Below are 278 nucleotides of genomic sequence, written 5' to 3'. Positions count from 1 at the left end.
CCTGTTCCCATGCCGAACACAGAAGTTAAGCTCTTTAGCGCCGATGGTAGTTGGGCTTACGTTCCGCGAGAGTAGGACGTTGCCGGGCAAAATTCAATTTTGACCCTTGGGTCTTTTTTTCTTGAAATTTTCTTGAAATTTTCTTGAAAAATAAATTGAATTAAATGTTGACACAAGAATATAACAAGTGTATAATAGTTTCTTGTGAGACAAAATGAACATTGAAAACTGAATGACAATATGTCAACGTTAATTCCAATAATTGAGTACTGAAAGTA

1 rRNA gene is annotated in these 278 nt (G+C 35.3%); it reads left to right on the top strand.

The features are described from left to right. Window positions 1-88: ribosomal RNA gene (gene rrf, locus LQ677_RS14615) — 5S ribosomal RNA — on the top strand; the annotation flags it as partial. Window positions 89-278 lie beyond the last annotated feature (190 nt).

It is taken from the genome of Mammaliicoccus sp. Q-M61, assembly GCF_022386055.1.
Classification (GTDB): Bacteria; Bacillota; Bacilli; order Staphylococcales; family Staphylococcaceae; genus Mammaliicoccus; species Mammaliicoccus sciuri_A.
Note: the sequence above shows the minus strand (reverse complement) of the source record. Positions and strands in the feature narration are given on the sequence as shown.